Raw genomic sequence first — 18,280 nt, forward strand, 5'->3', positions numbered from 1 at the left:
CGACCTCCTCACGACTGACCTCCCGCGATGGCGAGGGTGACCGCCTTGGTGACGGCCGCGATCAGTTCGGCCATCTGCTCGTCGGACAGCAGCACCGGCACCGCCGCGATCTCCTCGCGCACGGTGGCGTTCTGCTCCATCGACGCCAGCAACTCGTCGATGTCGGGCTCGCGCAGCAGGCTGTAGTGGTCGGCCTCCAGCTCGACGATCACCGGGTCGGTGACCGAGAAGCCCTCGCTGCCCTCGATGAACGAGTAGTCGTCGCCCCGCGCCTTGAAGATCGTGAGCGGCGCGGTGATCGTGCGCTCGGCCAGCTCGCTGAAGGTGTACTTGAAGGAGAACGTCTCGGTGACGATCCTGATGATCCGCCGCACGAGCTCGCTGTCGAGGTCGCGGAACTCGCCGCTGATGAAAGCCGCGAAGCTGTCGTCGTCCTTCGCGACCTCCAGGCACCGGTCCAGCCGCGCGTCGGTGATGCTGCCCGCGAAGACCGAGAACAGGATCGTCACGAACGCGCTGTTGTCGTAGGAGGCCTCGTCGCTGTCCCGCTCCGAGCGCACCTTCGGCGACCCCGGCGCGATCAGGTACAGGTTCGCGATCTCCTCGCCCGCCTGCTCCAGCTGGTAGGCCGTCTCGAACGCGACCCGCGCGCCGAAGGAGTAGCCCCACAACGTGTACGGGCCCTCCGGCTGAACCTCCTTGATGGCCTCGATGTCGGCCGCGGCCATCTCGCGGATCGTGCGGTACGGCGTCTCGCCCTCGTTGATGCCGTGCGCCTGCACGCCGTAGAACGGGCGCTCCGAACGACTTGCGAGCGTGCGCAGGTTCATCGGGTAGCCGCCCAGGCCTGGCCAGCAGAACACCGGCACCGCGTCCCCGCCCGGCTGCAACGGAACCAGCCGCGAGATCGGCCCCTCGTGCAGTCCGTCGACCCGCCGGGAGAGCTGCTCGATGGTCGGCGACTCGAAGAGCACCTGCAACGGCAGGCTGGTGCCGAAGTCCTTGTTGATGCGGTTGACCAGGCCCACCGCGATCAACGAGTTGCCGCCGGTCTCGAAGAAGTCGTCGTGCGTCGAGACGGTCTCGCGCTTCATCAGCTTCTTCCACATCTCGCTGATGCGGCGCTCGGTGATGGTGCGCGGCGCGACGAACGGCCGGTCCTGGTCGTCGACGTTGGTCTTGTCCGACTTCTCCAGGGCCTTGACGTCGATCTTGCCGTTGGCGGTGACCGGCAACGCGTCCAGCACCACGACCTTGTTCGGGATCATGTAGTCCGGCAGGAAGTTGACCAGGTCGTCCCGGATCAACTCGGCCGGGCCCTTCATGTGGACGACGTCCTCCTTCATGCCGGGGCTGCGGCGCTGGTCGTAGGAGACCTTGCCGCCCAGGAAGAAGTACGACGGCCCGTCCTGCCGGCCGGCGGCCTTCAGGACGTCGCAGATGCGCTTGGCCGACGGGAGGTCGTTGTTCGTCTTCGAGCTGTAGCCCGACGACATGAAGCCGAGGTCGACATCGTTGGCGGACAGGCGGTGCATCGTCCGGCCGAGGTCGATGTAGCGCCGCCACAGCTCCGTGGAACGGCCGATGGCGCTGATGCCGAAGCTCGCGCGCTCGTACACCGCCTGGTTGATGGCGATGACGTGCTTGCGCAGCACCAGGTCGTCGGACACGCGCTCGAACTCGCCGTCGGCGTACCGGTACTGGCCGCCGGGCAGGTTCGTGACGCGGCCGGGATGCGTCTGGACGTAGACGTCGACCTCGTCCTCGCGGATGCCGGTGTAGGCGCACAGTTCGAACGTGCCGAGGTAGTAGTCCTCGTCGGCGACGTCCAGCAGTCCCTTGGTCTCCGGGGTGTGCGCGGCGGCCGTGATGTCGAGTCCGTAGCCGGGCAGGACCTCCTCGAAGAGCCCGACCATGTGGCCGGTCTCGATCTCCAGGACCTCCTGGATGTTGTTGAGGTACACCGCCTCGATCGCTGCCTTGCGTCCGATGAAGTGCAGTTTCGCCTGCGCCTCATAGCTTTCCGGCAGCGACGAGATCAGCACGAGCTGGTGGCGCAGCGGGTGGTAGTAGTACAACCCGCTCGGCAGGCCCGCGATGTGGTGCAGTTCCAGGTGGAGCTGGGTCGCGTAGAGCGAGCCCGGTGACGCGTAGCCGTACTTCGGCAGCAGCCGCTGGTCGCTGAAGTGCGCGCCGAAGTAGCGCAGGATCTCGCCCAGTTCCGCGAAGTGGATCGCCTTCGGGTCCTTGGAGCCCGCGCCGATCGGCTTGCGTTCCAGCAACCGCCGCAGGTCGGCGTCGGTGACCTGGCCGCCCTCGTAGAAGCGGTAGGACTTGCGGGAGAAGACGACCTTGCGCTGCAGGCAGCTCGCCTCCTCGCCGGGCAGTTCGAAGCTCTGCCGCTCGCTGAGGTCGTCGCGCACGCCGGGGTTCGACAGCTGCGCGCGGACCTGCAGGCGGCTGGACTTCGACTGGTGGTGCGAGCCGGAGTTGCCCTGGTCCATCAGGGCGGCTTCCTTGGGGTTCAGCTCCACGCACGCGATCAGGTTCTGGAACCCCGTGCGCTCGTCCTCCTTGACGATCACCGCGGCGTTGCGCACCCAGTCGTGCGTCTCGATCGCGAGCCGGATCTCGTCCAGTTCGACCCGGTAGCCGCGCAGTTTGACCTGGCTGTCCGCGCGTCCGGCGAACTGCACGGTGCCGTCGAGGTTCTGCGTCACGAGGTCGCCGGTGCGGAACATGCCGTCCACGAACCGTTCCTCGGTCAGCTCCGGCTGGTGCAGGTAGCCGCGGGCGACCTGGACGCCACCGATGTAGAGCTCGCCGATCTCGCCCGGCGTGACCATGTCGCGGTTGTCGTTGAGCACGAGGTACGTCGTGTTCGCGACGGGCAGGCCGATCGAGATGGACTTCGGTGCCTCGGCGAGTTCGGCGGGATCGACCACGTGCGACGACGAGTTGATCGTCGTCTCCGTCGGGCCGTAGAGGTTGATGAGCGCGACGTTCGGCATGTCCGCGACGAACGCCTGGGCGAGCGTGCGGGACAACGCCTCGCCACCGCTGAAGACCTGCTTCAGCGACGTGACGGTGTGGAACTCCTCGGTGTCGATCAACGCCTGCAACAGCGTCGGCACGCACTGCAGGGTGGTGACGCCGTGCTCGCGCATGGTCTCGATCAGCATCTCGGGGTCGCGGTAGATGCCGGGACGGCCCATCACCACGGTGCTGCCGACCGCGGGGGCCAGGATCTCCCACTGCGCCGCGTCGAAGCTCATCGGCGTCTTCTGCACCACGCGCTTCGTGCCGTCGATGGCGTGGGTGTCGTGCAGCCACAGCATCTGGTTGACGATGCTGCGGTGCTCGATCATCACGCCCTTGGGCCGGCCGGTGCTGCCCGAGGTGTAGATGATGTACGCGAGGCTGTTGTGCGCGGGGGAGAAGCCGTCGTCGAACGCCTCGTCGCAGTCGTCGAGCGTGACGATTCTCGTTGTGCTGGGGGCGAGTTCGGCCAGGCGTTGCTTCAGCGCGGGCTGCGTCACGACGACCTTCGTGCGCGAGTCCTCGATCATGTACCGGAGCCGCTCCTCCGGGTATTCCGGGCTCAACGGCAGATAGGCGCCCCCGCCGCAGAGGATTCCCCAGGCGCCGACCACGAGGTCGAGCGAGGGTTCGACGAACATGCCGACGCAGTCGTCCTCGCTGATGCCGAGGCGGCGCAGATGCGTGGCGAGCGCGGAACTCTGCTCGAAGAGTTCGCCGTAGGTGATGCTTTGTTCGCCGAAGACGACGGCTGTGCGATCGGGGTGTTCCTCCACCTGCTTGCGCAGCAGGTCCGGGAGGCAGCCGCCGTCCACTTCAGCTTCGTGCGACATCTCAGAAATCCCCCAAGCGGTCGACAGGCAAGAGTGGTGCGAGCGCGTTCTTGGTTAGTTGAAGAACGTATGAGTAACGGCTCGAAACCCACTGGAGCGATCTGCCTGGTGACCAGCCGCAGAGGTCTACCAGAACCGCCTTGAACGTCGGCGGAATTCCACCACCTGAGACGATGGTTCGGTCGCGAATGGTTGCTTCACTGTCCACAATGGTGTTGGGTTGACGCCAACTTCGAGGGCGGGGCCACGAGGATGAATGTGCTCGAGTACGTAGCCGATCGCTGGGATCGGCTGTCTTTGCAAGCGTTTCTGCACGTCAGTGCCGTTGTGCAGTGCACGGTTCTGGCGACGCTGCTCGGAGTGCTGATCGGGGTTGCGGTCTACCGCAGTCCGGCCGGATCCGCGCTGGCCACGGCGTTGGCGAGCACGCTTCTGACCATTCCGTCGTTCGCGTTGCTGGCGTTGCTGATTCCGGTGTTCGGGCTGGGCGCGAACACGACGGTGGTCGCTCTGGTGCTTTACGCGTTGCTCCCGATCGTGCGCAACACCGTCGTCGGACTGGCCGGTGTGGATCCGGCTGTGAGCGATGCCGCAAGAGGGATTGGGATGAGCAGAATCGGGGTACTCGCGCGCGTCGAGTTGCGTTTGGCGTGGCCCGCGATTCTCGCGGGAATGCGGGTCGCCACGCAGATGCTGATGGGGATCGCCGTGATCGCGGCCTATGCGAAAGGGCCGGGTCTGGGGTCTGAGGTGTTCTCCGGGCTCGCGAACGCGGGCAGTGCGAACTCGATGAACCAGGCCCTCACCGGAACGATCGGCGTGGTGATCCTCGCCCTGCTGCTCGACGGCGTGTACGTGCTGGTCAACCGTTTCACCGTGTCGAGGGGCGTCCGTGGCTGAAGGCATCGAGATCCGGCTCGACCACGTCACCAAGCGGTATCCGGGGCAGAAGGCGGCCGCGGTCGACGACTTCTCGATGGTCGTGCCCGCCGGGCAGATCGTGGTGTTCGTCGGGCCGTCCGGCTGCGGCAAGACCACGACCATGCGGATGATCAACCGGTTGATCGAGCCGACGTCCGGCACGATCACGATCGGCGGCGAGGACGCGCTCAGGATCGACCCCGACGACCTGCGTCGGCGCGTCGGCTACGCGATCCAGCAGGCGGGGCTCTTCCCGCACTTCACGGTGGCGCAGAGCATCGGGATCGTGCCGGGACTGCTCGGCTGGGACAAGAAGAAGATCGCGGACCGCGTCGAGGAGATGATGGACCTCGTCGGGCTCGATCCCGGCGAGTTCTCCGATCGCTTCCCCCGTCAGCTCTCCGGCGGCCAGCAGCAACGGGTCGGCGTCGCCCGCGCATTGGCCGCCGATCCGCCGGTGCTGCTGATGGACGAGCCGTTCGGCGCGGTCGACCCGATCACGCGCGGGCACCTGCAGGACGAGTTGCTGCGGCTGCAGAGCGAGCTCCGCAAGACGATCGTGTTCGTCACGCACGACTTCGACGAGGCCGTGAAGCTCGGCGACAAGATCGCCGTGCTGGGCGACCGGTCCACGATCCTGCAGTACGACACCCCTGACGCGATCCTGGCCAACCCGGCGGACGACACGGTGGCAGGGTTCGTCGGTGCCGGTGCGTCGCTCAAGGCGTTGACACTCATGAGGGTTCGCGACGTCGAACTGGGCCAGACCGTCACGGCGCGCGCGGACGCCGATCCGTCCACTGTGGAGTTCGGTGACGCGAAGTTCGTGTTGGTGCTCGACCAGCGTGACCGGCCGGTGCGGTGGGTGCGCGCGACCGAGCTGAAGCGCGCGACGTCGCTCGCCCGCATCGGCCAGCCGGTGCAGGACCTGGTGTCGTTGCAGTCGACGCTGCGGGACGCGCTGGAAGCGATGATCACCGAGGGCGGCCGCGCGGTCGTCACCGGTGGCCGCGGCGAGTACGTCGGCACGATCGACCTCGCGACCGTCACTGAGGTCGTCCAGCAGCTGCGGGCGAACGCGTGACGGCCCGCTTCTGGATCCAACCGGCCGCGGTGCTGCTGATCGTCGGCGGTGTGCTGGCGTGGGTGTTCTTCGGCGAACTGACGGCGACCGAGAAGGGCACGTTGAACGCGACGTCGTTGCTGACCGCGTTGCGCGACCATCTGGCGATGACGGTCGTGGTGACCGCGATCGTGGTGGTGGTCGCGGTGCCGGCGGGCATCGTCGCGACCAGGCCGTGGGCGCGCTGGCTCACCCCGGTGTTCCTGGCGGTCGCGAACGTCGGCCAGGCCGCGCCCGCGCTGGGCGTGCTGGTGCTGTGGTTCCTGGTCACCGGTGCTTCCGGCGGACTGTGGGTGGCCGCGCTGCCACTCGCGTTCTATTCACTGCTTCCCGTGCTGCGCAACACGATCGTCGGCATCCAGCAGGTCGATCCGTCTCTTGTGGACGCAGGCCGCGGTGTCGGAATGTCGGCGTCGAGCGTGTTGTGGCGGGTCGAGCTCCCGCTGGCCGTTCCGCTGATCCTGGCCGGCCTGCGCACCGCGCTGGTGCTCGCGGTCGGCACGGCGACGTTCGGCCTGTTCGTCAACGCCGGCGGGTTCGGGTTGCTGATCGACACCGGCTACAAGCTGAACCTGATGAAGGTCCTGGTGACCGGCTCGGCGCTGGCGGCGGGGCTCGCGCTGCTGGTCGACTGGGCCGGCGCGGTGATCGAGCAGCGGTTCGGCCCCAAGGGGGTCAGGTGAAGAGGGTTCTGCTCGTTCTGGCGCTGTGTCTGGCCGGCTGCGGCCTGGACGTCAACAGCGCGTTGCCCTACAAGGTGTTGCCGGGCTCGATCCAGCCGGACCAGTCGCTCCAGGGCGTCGAGATCACCGTGGGGTCCAAGGACTTCACCGAGAACATCCTGCTCGGCTACCTGGCCGAGATGGCGTTGTCCGCGGCCAGCGCCGACGTCGTCGACCTGACCGACCTGAAGGGCTCGCAGACCGCCCGGCAGGCGCTGCTCAACGGCGAGGTCGACGTCACCTGGGAGTACACCGGCACCGGCTGGATCAACTACCAGGGCAATGAACTCCCAGTGCCCGGCGGCGAACAGGCGCAGTACGACGCGACGAAGAAGGCCGACCTGGAGAAGTACGGCGTCGAGTGGCTCGCCTACTCACCGCTCAACGACCAGTACGCGTTCGCCGTCACCGAGGCCTACGGCGAGCAGCACGGCCTCAAGACCACCTCCGACCTGGCGGCGTTCCTCACCCAGAACCCGGACCAGGCGGTGTTCTGCCTGGAGACCGAGTTCACCAGCCGCCAGGACGGTTTTCCCGCCGCACAACGCACCTACGGGTTCCCGACGACCGAGGTGAAGAACTTCGGCATCGGCACGATCTACTCGGCGGTCGCGGGCGGCACCTGCCCGGTCGGCGAGGTGTTCACGACCGACGGCCGCATCGCCGCGCAGAAGCTCCGCGTGCTGGAGGACGACAAGAAGGCCTTCCCGCAGTACAACGTCGCGCCGACCGTGCGCGCCGAGTTCCTCGCGCGGTACCCGCAGATCCGCGGCCCGCTGGAGAGGGTGAGCGCCGCGCTGACCAACGACCAGATGATCGAGCTGTGCCGTCAGGTCGACGTGGAGGGCAGGGACGCGGGCGAGGTGGCGCGCGACTGGATGGTGTCGAAGGGGTTCATCAGGACGGACTGATCAGCGCATCGCCCGTCCGACCGGAGGCAGCACGGACACCATCGCCGCGGCCAGCCACAGCATCAGCGCGATGCCCGGCACGATGATCAGCGTGCCGCCGTGGTCGATGGTCAGCCGCACGACGGCGAAGACGTAGTAGGCGACCACGAGGAACCCGAGTCCGGCGAGGACCCAGCGCGCGAACCCGAGCCGGGCGATCACCAGCGCGGCGAGCAGCAGCACCACACCGCCCGCGACGTAGGTGGCGACGATCGCCGGGTCGCCGTTGGCGATGAAGCCGCGCCCGAACGCCAGTCCCAGCAACGCGACGGCGGCCTCCGGGGTCTGCCGGATGCCCTTGCCGTCGGCGGAGTTCAGCCCTGCCAGCACGAAGCACAGCACCGCGACGACCAGCCACAGTCCACCCGCGAGGAACGCCGGCGTGACGCTCGGCCGCAGCGGCTGACCCCAGCCGGGCGCAGGGCCGTAACCCGGACCGTGTCCCTGCGGCTGCTGCGCCTGCCAACCCTGGTTCGGATGCACGGCAGCCACCATACGAGCCGTGAGGCCAGGCCGCAGGGAATTCGCGGAAGGCCGGGAAACGTTGCCGCTGCGGCAGTTCCAGAGCGACCGCGGACTCAGGCGTCGGCTGGGTTCTTGCGATCGGTGTGGCCCAGCGAGCGTTCCGGCGCCACCCGGTCGCGCACGAGTTGCTTGAGCACGGGGAGGTCCGGGAAGCCTTCCTGCTCCTTGCGCGACCACAGGGTCTCGCCGTCGAGCCGCACGTCGAACACGCCGCCGGTGCCGGGGATCAGCGCGACCTCACCCAGTTCCGCGGTGAACGTGGTCAGCAGCTCCTGCGCGGTCCACCCGGCGCGCAGCAGCCACCGGCACTGGGTGCAGTACTCGATCTCCAGACGCGGTGTCCTCATGTCCGATTCTTAACAGACTCCCCGGAGCGGGTCGCGTCCCTGCCCCAGCTGGCCAGCAGCTGCAGCGCCTCGGCGGACGGCGTGCTCGGCTCCGCGTGGTAGGTCGTCAGGAAGAGGTCGGGCTCGCTGGGCATCCGCAGCGTCTCGTACGACAGCGTCATCTCGCCGACGAGCGGGTGGCGGATCGCCTTGGTGCCGAAGGACTTCTCCTTGACGTCGTGCCTCGCCCAGAGCTGCCGGAACAGCTCGCTCTTCACCGACAGCTCGCCGATCAGGGCGGTCAGCTCGGGGTCGTTCGGGAAGCAGCCCGCGTCCATCCGCAGGAACGCCACGACGTCGGAGGCCTTGCTCTCCCAGTTGACGAAGAGCTCCTGGTAGGAGGGCCGGAGGAAGATGAACCGCGCCCAGTTGCGGTCGCGCGGCTCCAGCTCGCCCCAGTCGCCGAACAACGCCGCCGCCATCGGGTTCCACGCGAGCACCTCGCAGCGCCGTCCGCCGATGTACGCGGGCACGCTGATGTTGTCGAGCAGGTGCTTCAGCGCCGGGCGGACGTTGCTGCGCCCCACCTTCTTCTGCTTCTTGTTGTCGTACGGGCAGGCGGCGAGGTTGCGCAGGTGCGTGTGTTCGGCATCGTTGAGCTGCAGCGCACGGGCGATCGAGTCCAGCACCTCGTCCGAGACGTTGCGGCCGTTGCCCTGCTCAAGCCGTGTGTAGTACGCCACGGAGACGCCCGCGAGCTGCGCCAGTTCCTCACGGCGCAGGCCCGGCACACGGCGGGTGCGGCCGTAACGGGGCAGCCCTACGTCGTCGGGGGACAGCCGCGCCCGGCGGCTGCGCAGGAACTCGCTCAGCTCGGTGCGCGGGTCCACGTCCATGCACCCGAGTATCCCCGGCCTGGGCAAACCGTGCCTGCTACTGCTGGTGGTAGGCACGGCAGACGTACGAAAACCAGGTGTCTGGGCAGCTCCTCGGAACCCCGGCAGTGTCGTCATCGACACGACAACGAGGAGAAAACTGATGAGCACCGTCGCTGCCTACGCCGCTCCCGCACCCAAGGCACCGCTGGAGCGCACCACCATCGAACGTCGCGCGGTCGGCGCGCACGACGTCCTGATCGACATCAAGTTCGCCGGCATCTGCCACTCCGACATCCACCAGGTCGACGAGGGCTGGGGCCAGGGCATCTTCCCGATGGTCCCCGGACACGAGATCGCCGGCGTGGTCGTCGAGGTCGGCTCCGAGGTCACCCGCCACGCCGTCGGCGACCGGGTCGGCGTCGGCTGCATGGTCGACTCGTGCCGTGAGTGCGAGTTCTGCCTGCGCGGGCTGGAGCAGTACTGCGCGAACGGCAACACCATGACCTACAACGGCATCGACCGCCGCGGCGACGTCACCTACGGCGGCTACTCGCAGCAGATCGTGGTCGACGAGAACTACGTCGTGCGCATCCCGGACGCGCTCCCGCTCGACGTGGCCGCGCCGCTGCTGTGCGCGGGCATCACGCTCTACTCGCCGCTCAAGCACTGGGGTGTCGCACCGGGCAAGAAGGTCGCCGTCGTCGGCCTGGGCGGGCTCGGCCACATGGGCGTCAAGATCGCGGCCGCGCTCGGCGCCGAGGTCACCGTGCTGTCGCAGTCGCTGCGCAAGAAGGACGACGGGCTCAAGCTCGGCGCCCAGGACTACCGCGCCACCAGCGACCCGGCCACGTTCACCGAGCTGGCCGGCAAGTTCGACGTGATCGTCTCGACGGTGTCCGCGCCGCTCGACTTCACCGCCTACCTCGGGCTGCTCAAGACCGATGGCGCCCTGGTGAACGTCGGCGCGCCGGAGGAGCCCGTCTCGATCAACCTGTTCGGGCTGCTCGGCGGCCGCAAGACGCTCGCCGGGTCGATGATCGGCGGCATCGCGGAGACCCAGGAGATGCTGGACTTCTGCGCCGAGCACGGCCTGGGCGCCGAGATCGAGCTGATCAACGCCGACGAGATCAACACGGCCTACGAGCGGGTGCAGTCGAGCGACGTGCGGTACCGGTTCGTGATCGACACCGCCACGATCTGAGGACTGCGTCGTGCCCGCTCAGCTGGGCGGGCACGGCACCCCGGTCGCGTAGGCCATCGTGGCGCCCGCGATCACCGTGTCGAGCTGCAGGAGGGTCTCCTGCAGCTCTTCGATCTGCTTCACCACCGACGAGCGGTGCCCGCGCAGCTTCGCCAGGACCTCCGGTGCCGCCACCCCCGTCACCACGCACGGCAGCATCTCCAGGATCGACGTGCTGGAGATCCCGGCGGCGTAGAGCTGCTGGATCAGCTTGACCCGGCCGACGGCCTTCTCGACGTAACGCCGTTGCCCGCTCCCGCTGCGTTCGGACGCGAGAAGGCCCTGCTCTTCGTAGTAGCGCAACGCGCGCACGCTCACGCCCGTGCGTTCCGCCAGCTCGCCGATCCGCATGAGACCTCCGCCACAAAAGCTACCTCTGACGTCAACGTCAGGTTTCTACCTTAGCTCTCATGCTGCTCACGAGCTACGAACTCGGAAACCTGACCCTGCCGAACCGCCTCGTCATGGCGCCGATGACCCGCGCACGGGCCGTTGACGGCAAACCGACCGAGGCCACGGCCACCTACTACGCCCAACGTGCCACCGCGGGGCTCATCGTCACCGAGGGCGTGCACCCGAACGCGGTCGGCCAGGCCGGTCCGTTCATGCCCGGCGTCCACACCGACGAGCAGGTCGCGGCCTGGCGCGTGGTCACCGACGCCGTGCACGCGAACGGCGGCCGGATCTTCGCCCAGCTCATGCACGGCGGCCGCATCGGTCACGCCGAGGTCGCCGGGCACCACCCCGTCGGTCCGTCGGCGATCGCGGCCGGCACCGACGTGTTCACCCCGACCGGCATGAAGCCCGCACCGGTGCCGCGGGCGTTGTCGGCTGCCGAGGTCGCCGACCAGGTCCAGGCGTTCGGGGACGCGGCCCGCAAGGCCGTCGACGCCGGGTTCGACGGGGTCGAGCTGCACGGCGCGAACGGGTACCTGATCCAGCAGTTCCTGTCCTCCAGCGCGAACGAGCGCACCGACGGCTACGGCGGTTCGATCAGCGGCCGCATCCGGTTCGCCGTGGAAGCCGTCGAAGCGGCCGTGGACGCCATCGGAGCGGACCGCGTCGGCATCCGGCTCTCACCGGGCGGCGAGATCCAGGGCATCGTCGAGGAGAACGTGCCCGTGCTCTACGGCGAGCTGCTGAAAGCGTTGCCGGACATGGCCTACATCCACGTGCTCGCGACCGTGGACGACGAGCGGCTGATGGAGTTGCGCAAGGCGTGGCCGAGCGCGTTCATCCTCAACCCCGGCGGCCAGATCGGCCCGAACGAGAGCACGCAGGAGCAGGGGGAGCGCTGGCTCGCCAACGGCGCCGACCTGATCAGCTACGGCCGCGCCTACATCGGCAACCCCGACCTCGTCGAACGGTTCCGTCAGGGCCTGCCGCTCGCCAGTTCCGACCAGGAGACCTGGTTCCAGGCGCCCACCGGCTACGTCGACTACCCCAGCCATCAGCACTGAAGAGCGCGCAGCAGGTGGTCGACGAGCCGTTCGAGGTAGTCGGGCTCGACCTCGGCCCGCCGGACCGACAGCCGCCAGTAGACCGGGGCCGCGACCAGGTCCAGGGCGATCTCGAAGTCCAGATCCGCTGGTAGTTCGCCCCTGTCGATCGCCCGCCGCAGCGTCACGGCGCCGAGCGCGCGCCGGGGTTCGCCGATCGTCGCCGCGATCGCGTCGGACAACGCCGGAGTGCGCACGGCCTCGGCGGTGAGGTCGGGCAGGATCGTGGCGAACCGGGGGTGCGTCAGCCAGTCGTGCACGGCTGTGACCGTGGCCAGCAGGTCACCGCGCAACGACCCGGTGTCCGGAACCTCGGCCAGTGGCACGGAGAACTCCGACAGGGCCGCGACCACCATGTCCTGTTTGGACGGCCACCGCCGGTACAGCGCGCTCTTGCCGACCTCCGCGCGCTTGGCCACCGCCTCCATCGACAGCCGGCCGTAGCCGTGCAGGGCGAGCTCGTCGAACACGGCGTCGGTGATCGCCTGCGTCACCTGGGGCTGCAGGACGGCTGCTCCGGTGGGGGTGCGCTTGGTCATGGCGCACATCATAGGACTGGACGAGACGGTCCCGTTCCACCTAGTGTTGCGGACGGGACGGAACCGTCTCGTCCATTTCGTTCGGAGGAAAATCGATGGACCTCATCCCGAGGGCACTGCAGTTGCTGCTGGACAAGGACATGATCGGGTTCGCCGGCCTGTGGGCCGAGGACGGCGTGGCGGAGTTCCCGTTCGCCCCGCCCGGCTGGCCGACCAGGCTGGAGGGCCGCGCGGCGGTCGAGGACTACGTGCGCGACTACCCGAAGATGCTCGACATCCGGAGCTTCCCGAGGCAGGTCGTGCACCAGAGCACCGACCCGGACGTCGTCATCGCCGAGTTCGAGGCCGAGGGCGTGGTGGTCGAGACCGGAGAGCCGTACCGGGCCGCCTACATCGTCGTGGTCACGACCCGCGACGGCGAGATCGTGAGCTACCGCGATTACTGGAACCCGCTGATGGTGCAGGACCTGGCGTGGTCGCACTGATCATCGGCGGCACCGGCACGACCGGCAGCCGCCTCGCCTCGTTGCTGCCCGATGCTCACGTCGGCACCAGGAAACCGGTGCGGCCCGGCCAGGTCCGGTTCGACTGGGACGTGCCGGCGACGTTTGAAGGTGCACTGGAGGGGATAGATCGTCTTTACCTGATCCCCCCGGTCGGCGTCGTCGACCCCGCGCCGGTGGTCGAGTCGCTGCTCACTCGAGCGCGGCTCGTGCGGCGAGTGGTACTGCTGAGTTCGTCCGCGGTGCCGGAGAGCGCCACGGGGATGGGCGCTCTCCCAGCACTCGTGCGCGCCATGCCGGAATGGGCGGTGCTGCGGCCGTCGTGGTTCATGCAGAACTTCACCGGCGACCACCTCGTCGCCCAGGGCGTCCGGTCCGGTGAGATCGTCACCGCCACCGGGGACGGCAGGGTCGGGTTCATCGACGCCGCCGACATCGCCGCGGTGGCCGCGCGGGCGTTGACGGATCCGTTGCCGCACAACACCGAGCACCTGATCACGGGTCCCGAGGCGCTCAGCTACGCCGATGCTGCCGCGATCATCACCGAGGTGACCGGAAAGCCCGTGCGGCACCGTTCGGTCGGCACAGAGGAGATGACCGAACGGATCGCGTCGGTGTTGCCGAAGGAGTTCGCCGCCCTCCTCGCCGCGCTCGACGAGGACATCCGCGGTGGAGCGGAGGATCGGGTCACCACGACCGTCGAGGACGTGACGGGCAGGCCCGCCCGGTCGTTCCGCGACTTCGTCAGGCGAACGTCCAGCGAGTAGCGCCACCCGGACCCGCGGTGGCCACGGCGTGCGCGCCGTGCAACGTGATCCGGTAGACGTACCAGGGCCCCGCGCCTCCGCTCGGCGCCATGAAGGGCGCGGTGAACGCCGCGCCCTCGCGTTGCGCGGGCCAGCCCGACTCGCGGTACCTCGCGGCGACCCTGTCCAAAGTGGACTCGTCGCCGACCAGGTGCGCGTCGCCCTCCAGCACGAGGTCCATTCCGTTCAGCCGCACCGAGATCGTGCAGGCCGGGTTCTCCGCGAGGTTGCGCGACTTGCGGGTGTCGAGCCCGCTCACGAAGTACAGCGCGTCCTCGAACCAGATCGCGCCTATGCCGACCGAATGCGGCCTGCCGTCCGGTCGCACGGTGTTCAGGAAGAACGGCACGTCCTTCGCCGCGGACTCGGTGGCGAGCAGGTCCTGCGCCTGGCTCCACGGCAGAGCGGCGTTGCCGTAGCGGTCGAGGTTGCGGGTTTCGATCGTCGAGTTCGTCATGCAACCACGTCGAACGAGGATCCGTGTTTTCGACGAGTCAGCGCACCGATTCGCACGGAACGATGAAGAACCAGTCGTCAGGCGCGTGCTCCAGCCGTGCCTCCGTCGCTCCCGCTGCGCAGGCCGCACGGGCGTTCGCGAGGCTCTCGTCCCACGCGACGCCCGTGAGCACGGTCTTCGGCTCCCGCAGGTAGGCGAAGACGCTGACCACCACGAGGAATCCGATCAGGTAGCGGCTTCCGGCGACCACCGCGCGTTCCCAGGTCTTCGCCGGCGTCGCGTCGAGGCCCACGAAGATCGCGGTGAACAGGAACAGGCACGGAGCGATGCTGTAGCGCTGCGCGGCCATCACCACGTCCTCGGCCTGCACCTGCAGGACCTGCGTCCAGTTCAGCACCAGGCACGCCACGATGAGGATCACGCTGTAGGCACTGGCGACCAGCGCGAGCGTCCGTCCGGCCCGGTCACCGAACCGCAGGCCCGCCGCGATCGGCACGGCGGCGGCCAGCAGCGAGCCGAGGATCAGCAGGTTGCCCATCGCCGGGTAGAGCTCGACGACCCGCTCGGATCCCGTGAACGCCACCACGGGCACCCGCAGCAGGCTCGCCAGCAGCACCTGAACCGGGTCGACCGCGTCGTGCGAGTACGGCGTGCGCGACGCGAACAGCATCGTCAGCCCCTGCACGACCAGCCCGGTGAGGAACGCGATCGGCACCTCCCTGCGCGGCTGGAAGAGCCGCAGGATCGCGATCGGCGCCAGGATGAACACCAGCGGGCTCGTCAGGGCGGCGAGGACCACGAACAGCGCGATCGGCACGCGTGGGGCGTTACGCCACAACAACGCCCAGAAGGCGCCGTAGAGCAGGAACCAGTGCAGGTTCGCCATGTTGTTCAACGTCTCGGAGTTGCCCGCCGGCAACACGATGACGAGCGCGGCCAGCGCGAACCGCATCGGTGTCGATTTCAGGTACGCCTTCGAGGCCGCGAACGTGATCAACGCGATGAGCGCCCGCAGAATCGCTGCGCAGACCGCGAACCCCGCGGCCGCCCACTCCAGCGGCAGCAACGCGACGAGCTGGGCGACCAGGCGCGGCAGCATGTGCAGGTAGCCGCCGTACGGGTCGGTCAGGTTCGACAGCACGGGCGAGCGCACGGCGTCGACCATGAACCGGGCGCCGTCCTCGGCCCACAGGTGGTCGAGCCGTGACCAGCCGGCCGGGATGAGAAGCAGGAACGCCATCGCGGCGACGAACCCGCCCAGGAGACCCAGCCACGCCAGTTCGTGCCGCGGCTCGTCCGGCAGCGGCAGCACGCTGTCCGCGAGCGCCCTGGGCCGTTGCGCCGTCAATGCCACCAGTCGGTCCCCCGTGTCCGATTCGAAGCTGGTGGCGTGGCCCGGCAACGTTCCGCGTAGCGCCACCAAGGGGAGAACGTAGCCGGTCAGGGCCGGACGAGGTCCGGCAGGCGCTCGTACGCCGCCCACTGCTCGGCGGACACCGTGCTGATCTGGGACGAGTTCAGCGTCGCGAGTTCGGTCGAGCCGACCACCCACAGCTTGCCGTCGAGCAGCAGCCCGACCGCGCCGTCCGGGTTGCTCACCGCGGGCGCGCCGGCCGGGACCTTGGCCGTGAGGTTGAACGACTCGACGCCCCGCGGACGGGTGCCGAGCACGCCGCGGGAGAACTTCTCGGCCACCGAGCGGCGTTCGAACCGCATCAGGTTGCCGCCCGCGACGACGTCGAGCGTGCGTTCCGGGGACGGCACCGCGAAGCCGTTGAGGACCCTCGCCTCAGCGGCGGTGGCGCATCCCCTGGTGCCCTTCACGTCGATGCCGAAGTGGGAGATGTTCGTCGGTCCCGCCGGACCGTCGACGGTGCCGCGCAGCACGTCGATCGCGACTCGGCCGCACGGGTCCTTGGCGTTGATCGGCGCGTGGCCCTCGGGCGTGCGCAGGAGGCCGGGGCCTTCCTTCCACGGGCCGGGGATCAGCACCGGTTCGAACGGGTGCCGGGTGAAGTCCCTGTTCCAGAACGTGATGGTGGTGCCGTTGTCGGTCTCGTGGGCGATGGCGAACGACGACACCGCGTCGATCCACATCCAGTCCGCGCTGAACGCCTCGACCACGGACCGGGTGCGCGGCCCGTTGTTCGACGTCACCGGCTTGAAGCCCTGCTGGCCGAGCGCCTCGACGCCCTTGGCGAACGTCGGGTCCTTCGAACGCAGCACGTACTGGCCCGCGCCGTTCTGGTGCGAGGCGAGGCCGGTGGTGTCGGTGAACATCAGGTACACCCAGCCGTCGAGGTAGATCGCCGACTGCTGGCCCGCGCCGTAGGTGTTCTCGCGGATGTTGTCCCCGGCCGGGCCGAGGATCGGCTGGCCGCCGTTCTCGCGCGTCCAGGTGATGCCGTCCTTGCTGGACGCGACACCCGCCGAGCTGCCGTTCGCGTGGTTGTCCCGCGAGGCGCCCGTGTAATACATGTAGTAGACGCCGCCGATCTTGATCAGCGACGGGTCGCAGGTGTGCATCGCGTCGAAGCTGCCGCCGCTGCCCGAGAACACCGGTGCCGCCGTCGAGAACGGTCCACCGACGGACGAGCCCTCGCTGTAGAGAATGTCGTCGCCACCGGGCGGTGCCGCGCTCAGCTGGCTGCACCACCACGCGCGCACCTTGCCGCTTTCGAGCATCACGGCGGGCGCGTAGTTGTAGGGCGCGTCCCCGGCCCCGGCGATCACCGTGCCACCGCTCTGGCGGCCGTTGTCCACGGTGAGCTTGAGGTTGTCCCTGGGAGGCGGCGCCTGTGTCGGCTTCTTCGACGAAGTGGGCTTGTCCTGCTCAGACGGTGCTCCGACCGGGTCGCCGACCGCCGCGTTGGTGCACGCTGTAACCGCACTGACCAGCGCGAGCGCAGCGAGTAACGCGAGAGGTCGACGACTCAGGGGCACTCACCCATCATAGTGATCAGGTCCTCCGTACGGGTGAAGTGCGTTGGCGCAAACCGATTCATGCCCTCTCGATTAGCCTTTCTCGCCGCCGTGAGAAGCGCGATTCCGCTGCCCAAGAGCACAATTCCGGCGGTTCAAAGCGCCAACGGAGACGCACAGGTGTTAGCCCGGCCTTGTGGCCGAGACGTGCGTGGTGGCACCAGGTCTCCGGGGTCTGCACGACCGATGGCAGCCGAGCCGGGCCAGGCTGCCGCGGCAGCGCTGAGCAGGACGAACCCGGGGTCGGCGGGAGGTCGTCGAGCCTGTCGCCGGCCTCGTAGAACCCGGCGAACGCCTCGGAGCTGGTGACCGTGCGCTTCATGTCTGTGACGGTGAGCACACCCGTGTCGTCGGCGGAGAGCCTGCCTTCACCTCAGCCGGCCGGTGGGTGTTCGCGGACCGCGCAGCGGCGGCGGAACCAGACGAGGAACTTCGCCGGGTCGCCGCCCTGCTGGAGCGCGGACACCGCGCCGGTCAGCGGGAACATCGTGGCGTGCGTGCGCGCCCGTTCGTAAAGGCCGGGCCGGACCCGCTTGACCAGTGGCCAGCCGTAGAGGGCGAACGCCGCCGCTTCGAGGGCCGGGTCTCCGGCGCAGGCGAAGTCCCAGTCGATGACTCCGCTGATCTTTCCGTTGTGCCGGCGCAGGTTCAGCGGTGCCAGGGCGGTTCATCAAGCAGCGCGCCGAGTTCGGCGTCCGGTTCCACTGCGGCGAGCGCGTCCAGCACCTCGCGGACGGCCTCGTCGCTCGCGGGCCCGCCGGGCAAATAGGAGAGGACGGCGTGAGCCTGGCCGAGTGGCAGGCCAGCCGGTCCTCGACGACCTCCGGCACGGCGAACGGCAGGTCCAGGCGCTAGATCCAGCGGAGTGCCCGCGCGCGACGCCTCACGTCCACGAGGTCTCTGCGAGGGAATCGGGCGACCTACTTCCCCCGCACCA

The 18,280-nt window shown here is 68.7% G+C and carries 18 protein-coding genes and 1 pseudogene; 9 read left to right on the top strand and 10 right to left on the bottom strand.

What is annotated here, in order from left to right; all coding sequences use genetic code 11:
• Nucleotides 1–8 precede the first annotated feature (8 nt).
• Nucleotides 9–3,872 (bottom strand): amino acid adenylation domain-containing protein, encoded by a 3,864-nt coding sequence (locus ACIRG5_RS26740; RefSeq protein WP_402909182.1) that lies wholly within the window; start codon nt 3,870–3,872, stop codon nt 9–11.
• Between the two features lie 252 nt (nt 3,873–4,124).
• Between ACIRG5_RS26740 and ACIRG5_RS26745 the strand changes: the two genes are divergently transcribed.
• Genes ACIRG5_RS26745 through ACIRG5_RS26760 form a run of 4 tightly spaced genes read left to right on the top strand, consistent with a single transcriptional unit; the run spans nt 4,125 to nt 7,549 of the window.
• Nucleotides 4,125–4,772, top strand: a complete 648-nt coding sequence (locus ACIRG5_RS26745) for an ABC transporter permease (protein ID WP_402909185.1) — start codon at nt 4,125–4,127, stop codon at nt 4,770–4,772.
• Entirely contained in the window at nt 4,765–5,877 is a 1,113-nt protein-coding gene (locus ACIRG5_RS26750; RefSeq protein WP_402909188.1) for an ABC transporter ATP-binding protein, read from the top strand. Before ACIRG5_RS26745 ends, ACIRG5_RS26750 begins: the two co-directional genes overlap by 8 nt.
• Nucleotides 5,874–6,599, top strand: coding sequence for an ABC transporter permease (locus tag ACIRG5_RS26755; RefSeq protein ID WP_402909191.1), 726 nt, complete (start codon nt 5,874–5,876; stop codon nt 6,597–6,599). Before ACIRG5_RS26750 ends, ACIRG5_RS26755 begins: the two co-directional genes overlap by 4 nt.
• Entirely contained in the window at nt 6,596–7,549 is a 954-nt protein-coding gene (locus tag ACIRG5_RS26760; protein ID WP_402909194.1) for a glycine betaine ABC transporter substrate-binding protein, read from the top strand. The genes ACIRG5_RS26755 and ACIRG5_RS26760 overlap by 4 nt, the downstream gene beginning before the upstream one ends.
• Here the strand turns inward: ACIRG5_RS26760 and ACIRG5_RS26765 are convergent, their stop codons facing one another.
• The 3 genes from ACIRG5_RS26765 to ACIRG5_RS26775 form a co-directional block, all read right to left on the bottom strand.
• A complete protein-coding gene (locus tag ACIRG5_RS26765) occupies nt 7,550–8,071 on the bottom strand; it encodes a hypothetical protein (RefSeq protein WP_402909197.1) in 522 nt (173 codons plus the stop codon).
• Between the two features lie 95 nt (nt 8,072–8,166).
• The gene (locus ACIRG5_RS26770; protein ID WP_402909200.1) at nt 8,167–8,460 is read right to left on the bottom strand and encodes a SelT/SelW/SelH family protein; all 294 of its coding nucleotides are present in this window, start codon (nt 8,458–8,460) and stop codon (nt 8,167–8,169) included.
• Complete coding sequence (locus ACIRG5_RS26775) at nt 8,457–9,335, bottom strand: helix-turn-helix domain-containing protein (protein ID WP_402909203.1); 879 nt, start codon at nt 9,333–9,335, stop codon at nt 8,457–8,459. Before ACIRG5_RS26775 ends, ACIRG5_RS26770 begins: the two co-directional genes overlap by 4 nt.
• A gap of 142 nt (nt 9,336–9,477) precedes the next feature.
• Here ACIRG5_RS26775 and ACIRG5_RS26780 point away from each other — a divergent pair, with 142 nt between their 5' ends.
• Nucleotides 9,478–10,518, top strand: coding sequence for an NAD(P)-dependent alcohol dehydrogenase (locus tag ACIRG5_RS26780; protein ID WP_402909205.1), 1,041 nt, complete (start codon nt 9,478–9,480; stop codon nt 10,516–10,518).
• Nucleotides 10,519–10,536: 18 nt separating this feature from the next.
• On the opposite strand, the gene ACIRG5_RS26785 is transcribed toward ACIRG5_RS26780, so the two are convergent.
• Nucleotides 10,537–10,908, bottom strand: a complete 372-nt coding sequence (locus ACIRG5_RS26785; RefSeq protein ID WP_402909207.1) for a MerR family transcriptional regulator — start codon at nt 10,906–10,908, stop codon at nt 10,537–10,539.
• A gap of 59 nt (nt 10,909–10,967) precedes the next feature.
• On the opposite strand from ACIRG5_RS26785, the gene ACIRG5_RS26790 reads away from it, so the two are divergent.
• Nucleotides 10,968–12,017, top strand: coding sequence for an alkene reductase (locus ACIRG5_RS26790; RefSeq protein ID WP_402909210.1), 1,050 nt, complete (start codon nt 10,968–10,970; stop codon nt 12,015–12,017).
• On the opposite strand, the gene ACIRG5_RS26795 is transcribed toward ACIRG5_RS26790, so the two are convergent.
• Nucleotides 12,008–12,595, bottom strand: a complete 588-nt coding sequence (locus ACIRG5_RS26795) for a TetR/AcrR family transcriptional regulator (RefSeq protein ID WP_218164533.1) — start codon at nt 12,593–12,595, stop codon at nt 12,008–12,010. The genes ACIRG5_RS26790 and ACIRG5_RS26795 overlap by 10 nt on opposite strands.
• Nucleotides 12,596–12,690: 95 nt before the next feature.
• Here ACIRG5_RS26795 and ACIRG5_RS26800 point away from each other — a divergent pair, with 95 nt between their 5' ends.
• On the top strand, nt 12,691–13,080 hold the full coding sequence (locus ACIRG5_RS26800; protein WP_402909214.1) for a nuclear transport factor 2 family protein: 390 nt from the start codon (nt 12,691–12,693) through the stop codon (nt 13,078–13,080).
• The gene (locus ACIRG5_RS26805; RefSeq protein ID WP_402909217.1) at nt 13,068–13,865 is read left to right on the top strand and encodes an NmrA family NAD(P)-binding protein; all 798 of its coding nucleotides are present in this window, start codon (nt 13,068–13,070) and stop codon (nt 13,863–13,865) included. Before ACIRG5_RS26800 ends, ACIRG5_RS26805 begins: the two co-directional genes overlap by 13 nt.
• Here the strand turns inward: ACIRG5_RS26805 and ACIRG5_RS26810 are convergent.
• The 4 genes and pseudogenes from ACIRG5_RS26810 to ACIRG5_RS26825 form a co-directional block, all read right to left on the bottom strand.
• The gene (locus tag ACIRG5_RS26810; protein ID WP_402909220.1) at nt 13,843–14,361 is read right to left on the bottom strand and encodes a pyridoxamine 5'-phosphate oxidase family protein; all 519 of its coding nucleotides are present in this window, start codon (nt 14,359–14,361) and stop codon (nt 13,843–13,845) included. The genes ACIRG5_RS26805 and ACIRG5_RS26810 overlap by 23 nt on opposite strands.
• 37 nt (nt 14,362–14,398) lie before the next feature.
• Nucleotides 14,399–15,715 (bottom strand): hypothetical protein, encoded by a 1,317-nt coding sequence (locus ACIRG5_RS26815; RefSeq protein ID WP_402909222.1) that lies wholly within the window; start codon nt 15,713–15,715, stop codon nt 14,399–14,401.
• Nucleotides 15,716–15,801: 86 nt separating this feature from the next.
• Nucleotides 15,802–17,304: a beta-xylosidase gene (locus ACIRG5_RS26820; RefSeq protein ID WP_402909225.1), complete on the bottom strand. Its 1,503-nt coding sequence runs from the start codon at nt 17,302–17,304 to the stop codon at nt 15,802–15,804.
• A 571-nt stretch (nt 17,305–17,875) separates the two neighbouring features.
• A pseudogene (locus tag ACIRG5_RS26825) lies at nt 17,876–18,004 on the bottom strand (phosphotransferase); the annotation flags it as partial.
• Here ACIRG5_RS26825 and ACIRG5_RS26830 point away from each other — a divergent pair.
• Nucleotides 17,998–18,198, top strand: a complete 201-nt coding sequence (locus tag ACIRG5_RS26830; protein WP_402909228.1) for a hypothetical protein — start codon at nt 17,998–18,000, stop codon at nt 18,196–18,198. The pseudogene ACIRG5_RS26825 and the gene ACIRG5_RS26830 sit on opposite strands and share 7 nt — an antisense overlap.
• The last annotated feature ends 82 nt before the right edge of the window (nt 18,199–18,280 follow it).

The organism is Lentzea sp. NPDC102401 (assembly GCF_044765805.1).
GTDB lineage: Bacteria > Actinomycetota > Actinomycetes > Mycobacteriales > Pseudonocardiaceae > Lentzea > Lentzea sokolovensis.

Excerpts from the sequence above, each read along its gene's own strand:
- ACIRG5_RS26740 (WP_402909182.1), bottom strand. The coding sequence starts at position 3,872 with ATGTCGCACGAAGCTGAAGTGGACGGCGGCTGCCTCCCGGACCTGCTG.
- ACIRG5_RS26745 (WP_402909185.1), top strand. The coding sequence starts at position 4,125 with ATGAATGTGCTCGAGTACGTAGCCGATCGCTGGGATCGGCTGTCTTTG.
- ACIRG5_RS26770 (WP_402909200.1), bottom strand. The coding sequence starts at position 8,460 with ATGAGGACACCGCGTCTGGAGATCGAGTACTGCACCCAGTGCCGGTGG.
- ACIRG5_RS26775 (WP_402909203.1), bottom strand. The coding sequence starts at position 9,335 with ATGGACGTGGACCCGCGCACCGAGCTGAGCGAGTTCCTGCGCAGCCGC.
- ACIRG5_RS26780 (WP_402909205.1), top strand. The coding sequence starts at position 9,478 with ATGAGCACCGTCGCTGCCTACGCCGCTCCCGCACCCAAGGCACCGCTG.
- ACIRG5_RS26785 (WP_402909207.1), bottom strand. The coding sequence starts at position 10,908 with ATGCGGATCGGCGAGCTGGCGGAACGCACGGGCGTGAGCGTGCGCGCG.
- ACIRG5_RS26790 (WP_402909210.1), top strand. The coding sequence starts at position 10,968 with ATGCTGCTCACGAGCTACGAACTCGGAAACCTGACCCTGCCGAACCGC.
- ACIRG5_RS26795 (WP_218164533.1), bottom strand. The coding sequence starts at position 12,595 with ATGACCAAGCGCACCCCCACCGGAGCAGCCGTCCTGCAGCCCCAGGTG.
- ACIRG5_RS26800 (WP_402909214.1), top strand. The coding sequence starts at position 12,691 with ATGGACCTCATCCCGAGGGCACTGCAGTTGCTGCTGGACAAGGACATG.
- ACIRG5_RS26810 (WP_402909220.1), bottom strand. The coding sequence starts at position 14,361 with ATGACGAACTCGACGATCGAAACCCGCAACCTCGACCGCTACGGCAAC.